This window comes from Pseudomonas sp., from assembly GCF_049645325.1.
GTDB lineage: Bacteria > Pseudomonadota > Gammaproteobacteria > Pseudomonadales > Pseudomonadaceae > Aquipseudomonas.
In genome coordinates, this window is the sequence record NZ_JBARTQ010000170.1 from 1 (window position 1) to 3,956 (window position 3,956).

Annotated in this window: 3 protein-coding genes and 1 pseudogene; 2 read left to right on the plus strand and 2 right to left on the minus strand. The window is 58.1% G+C overall.

Translation table 11 applies throughout. The annotated features are described in order from the left end of the window. Positions 1–15: 15 nt before the first annotated feature. Complete coding sequence (locus WBB95_RS07670) at positions 16–864, minus strand: transporter substrate-binding domain-containing protein (protein WP_016969733.1); 849 nt, start codon at positions 862–864, stop codon at positions 16–18. A gap of 332 nt (positions 865–1,196) precedes the next feature. Here WBB95_RS07670 and WBB95_RS07675 point away from each other — a divergent pair, with 332 nt between their 5' ends. Both WBB95_RS07675 and WBB95_RS07680 read left to right on the plus strand, forming a co-directional pair. After that, complete coding sequence (locus WBB95_RS07675) at positions 1,197–1,445, plus strand: hypothetical protein (RefSeq protein WP_424487021.1); 249 nt, start codon at positions 1,197–1,199, stop codon at positions 1,443–1,445. 93 nt (positions 1,446–1,538) lie between these two features. Further along, positions 1,539–1,802 (plus strand): annotated as a pseudogene (locus WBB95_RS07680) (thioredoxin family protein); the annotation flags it as partial. A 49-nt stretch (positions 1,803–1,851) separates the two neighbouring features. Here WBB95_RS07680 and WBB95_RS07685 read toward each other — a convergent pair. Further along, positions 1,852–3,417 (minus strand): TerC family protein, encoded by a 1,566-nt coding sequence (locus WBB95_RS07685; protein ID WP_424487022.1) that lies wholly within the window; start codon positions 3,415–3,417, stop codon positions 1,852–1,854. Between the last annotated feature and the right edge of the window lie 539 nt (positions 3,418–3,956).

Sequence of the window (3,956 nt, forward strand, 5' to 3'; positions counted from 1 at the left end):
CCCCCGGTTTACACATCACTTGAATTCAACAGGGAAACCGATCGCTGGTTCTGGCAGGTCCACACCGAACCATTGCTTGAACGAAGCTTTGTACGTCGGGAATTCCACTCCGGTCATGGCTTCATGCAGCGCGGTGTTGACGAAGTTCAGCCAGTCCTGGTCGCCACGCTTGACGGCGCACGCGTAGGTTTGCGGGCTCCAGGCGTAGGTCGGGCTGCGGTAGCGGCCCGGGTTCTGCACCATCAGGTACTTGACCGAGGATTGGTCGGTGGCGGCCGCATCGGCACGGCCGGAGTTCACGGCCTGATACATCAGGTCGACGCTGTCGTACTGGTCGACCTTGGCTTTAGGCAAGGCCTGGTGCACCAGTTCTTCGGCATACACGTTTTGCAGCACCGCCACGGTGACGCCATCGCCGGCCGCTTGCAGGTCTTCGATTTCTTTGTACTTGCTGTTGATCGGCAGCAACAGGCCCACGCCTTCGCGGTAGTACGGCAAGGTAAATGCAACCTGCTGCGCACGGCTGGCGGTGACGGTGATGAATTGGCAACTCATGTCGACCTTGTCGGTCAGCAGGTTAGGAATACGGGCGTCGGAAGACTGCACCACAAACTCGACCTTGCTTGGATCGTTGAACAAACCCTTGGCCACGATGCGGCCGATGTCGATATCAAAACCCTGCAACTTGCCATCCGCTCCCTGGAAGTGCCACGGCGCATTGGTACTGCCTGTACCCACGATGAGATGCCCACGCTTGAGGACATCATCGAGCTTGCTGTCCGCCGCATGCACTACGCTTGCGAGGGAAGCCGATGCGGCGAAGAGAAAAACACACGCTTTAAACACGGAAGGTCGGTGATGCATGACAAGCACTCCAGGAGTTGTGTATTCCGCTATACCGGAACTTAGTATGTAACAACGGAATAGACAGCAGAAAGTGTGCCACACGCAGTAACAGAAAAATATGACAGGCATTAACTGTTTAAAAATCAATAAGATAAAACACACAAGCCGGTGAGGCTTTACGCCAGCACCGCGCAGGCGATTGCTACCTTGGGCCCCACCGCTCGGTGACAGCCCTGATCGAGTGCGCCACAACGGTGTTACCACGCACCCTGATGGTGCGCCCGTCCACATGGAAAAATCCGCTTGCTGGGCTAGCCTTGTCAGATCCACGCCGACAAGGTCCTCGCCCGATGAAGTTCAGCCCTCTCCTGCTGTTGCTTGCCTTTTTGCTGGCAGGCCCCGCCTCGGCCAGTAACGACCGCCGTGAATGCAAAGAAGAACTGCATAAGCTCAAGGAAGCGTTCAGCACCGACTACACCAGCCAGAACCACCACGGCTACCGCAAGGCCAAGGCCTCCAGTGACAATGAGGAATACCGCAAGTGTGCGAGCCAGGCCAAAAAAGCACGCGAACGCGTGGAGCGTGACGCCGACGCATGAGCGCGGCCACCTGTGAAGGTTGACAGTAGACGGCGGTGACCTCCCGATTTAGCGTACCCGCAACCCTCTGGCCGGATGCACAAGGAGATCATCATGGGTGTCGCCAACACGGTTATTCATGACCTGAACCACTACCAGCAGATCTTGAATGAACACCCGCTGGTGATCGTGCTGTTTACCTCGCCTTACTGCCAGGCGTGCCTGGGGATTGGGCCACGCTTTAATCACATCGCCGAAAAATACGCCTGCTGCGTGAAAAGCATGCTTCTGGATACGACCCGAACCCCCAGGATCGAAGGCGTAGAGGGAACGCCGACGCTTGTGGTGTACAAAAATGCCCTGGAGGTTGAGAACCTCAAGGGCATCGGTGATCCGCAGGAACAGGAAGCGCTGCTGGAGGAGGTGTTCAGCGACTATGCGTCACAGGCACCAACACCACCTGCGTCACCCGCCGCTCCTCCACGGCCGCCACAGTCAGGCGCCAGCCCTCATACTCCAGGCTATCGCCCACCACCGGCAGGCGGTCGAGCAGGCTCATCACCAAACCCGCCAGGGTCTGATAATCCTCGGTCGCAGCCGCTTTAAAGCCGGTGCGCTGACGTACCAGGTTGAGGTTCAAGGCGCCATTGGCGCGGTAGCCATCGCCCTCCTGAACGATATCCGGCCCCTCGATTTCACTGGCGTCCGGCAATTCACCGGCAATCGATTCGAGGATGTCGGTCATGCTCAAGACGCCCATGAAGTCACCAAATTCGTTGATCACGAACGCGATGTGGGTCGACTCCTGGCGCATCTGCTCCAGGGCGTTGAGGATCGAAAAGCTCTCCAGCAGGTTGATCGCACGACGGGCCAAATGCTCAAGATTGGGCTCGTTGCCCGCCAGGTATTCCTTGAGCAACTCCTTCTTGTGCACGAAGCCTAATGGCTCATCGACAGCGCCATTGCGGATCAACGGCAAGCGCGAGTAGGACGAGTGCATCAGTTTGAGGCGAATAGTGTCGGCATCGTCCGCCAGATCAATACAGTCCACCTTGGCCCGTGGCGTCATCAGTGTGCGAATCGGTCGTTCAGCCAATTGCAGCACGCCACTGATCATCACGCGCTCGCGTCGATCAAACACGGGGCCCTGGCTGGCATCCGGCTCGCCCAACAGGTCGGCAACCTCTTCACCCACCTCTTCCACCGCCAGGCTACGACCGCCCAGCAAGCGCATCACCGCATGGGCGGTACGCTCACGCACGGGCAGTACGCCTTGCGCGGATTTCTTGCGACGGGCGCGGGCAATCTGGTTGAACACCTCGATCAAAATCGAGAAACCAATCGCCGCGTACAGGTAGCCCTTCGGAATATGGAAGCCCAGGCCTTCGGCAGTCAGGGCGAAACCGATCATCATCAAAAAGCCCAGGCACAGCATGATCACCGTCGGGTGCGCGTTGACGAAACGCGTCAACGGTTTACTCGCCACGATCATCAGGCCGATGGACACGATCACCGCGATCATCATCACCGCCAGCTCATCCACCATGCCCACGGCGGTAATCACCGCGTCGAGGGAGAACACCGCGTCGAGCACCACGATCTGCGCAACAATCGGCCAGAACATCGCATAAGCCACGTTGCCGGTGCGCTGGGCCACATGGCCTTCGAGGCGCTCATGCAATTCCATGGTGGCCTTGAACAACAGGAACACGCCACCAAACAACATGATCAGGTCACGCCCGGAGAAGCTGTGGTCGAACACCGAAAACAGCGGCTGCGTGAGGGTGACCAACCAGGAAATGCTCGCCAGCAAGCCCAGGCGCATCAGCAACGCCAGCGACAGACCGATCACCCGCGCGCGGTCGCGCTGCTCCGGCGGCAGCTTGTCCGCCAGGATCGCGATAAACACCAGGTTGTCGATGCCGAGCACCAGTTCCAGCACAATCAAGGTCAACAGGCCGAGCCAGGCCGTTGGATCCGCTAACCATTCCATTTATAGAGTCTCGTAATAGATTTCAGAATGCCGGACACGGCAAGACGCGATCAGAGGACCGGGACAAGGTTAGTAGACGGAATACGGGGTGCTTGAGCGGGAACAGCGGCAGCGGATGTCTTAGGGAAAGACGACTGGGAGGCTCCGAGAGGGTGTTCATGCAAGTCCTGCAGTGAAAAAGGACTTGAATCGTACAGGCGAAACACAAATTTCCTACAACACAAAACTATTACAAGATCTGTAAACAATACCCTGAAGGACCCAGCAGTCCCTTGTGGGAGCTGGCTTGCCTGCGATAGCCATAAGTATCTACACAACTTTCAAGGCTGGAAAATCTCCCTGTAGTGAGCGGGCCTGCCCCGCGCTGGGCTGCGAAGCGGCCCCAACAACGACGCCGCCGAGTTCCAGACAGAACCAGGTCGCCTGGTTTGGGGCCGCTTCGCAGCCCAGCGCGGGGCAAGCCCGCTCACTACAACGATGTGTAGATACTTATGGCCATCGCAGGCAAGCCAGCTCCCACATTCGGCCGCATTCTCATG

What these genes read in the sequence shown, in the direction of transcription:
- WBB95_RS07685 (WP_424487022.1), bottom strand. Translation starts at nt 3,417, where the DNA reads ATGGAATGGTTAGCGGATCCAACGGCCTGGCTCGGCCTGTTGACCTTG.
- WBB95_RS07670 (WP_016969733.1), bottom strand. Translation starts at nt 864, where the DNA reads ATGCATCACCGACCTTCCGTGTTTAAAGCGTGTGTTTTTCTCTTCGCC.
- WBB95_RS07675 (WP_424487021.1), top strand. Translation starts at nt 1,197, where the DNA reads ATGAAGTTCAGCCCTCTCCTGCTGTTGCTTGCCTTTTTGCTGGCAGGC.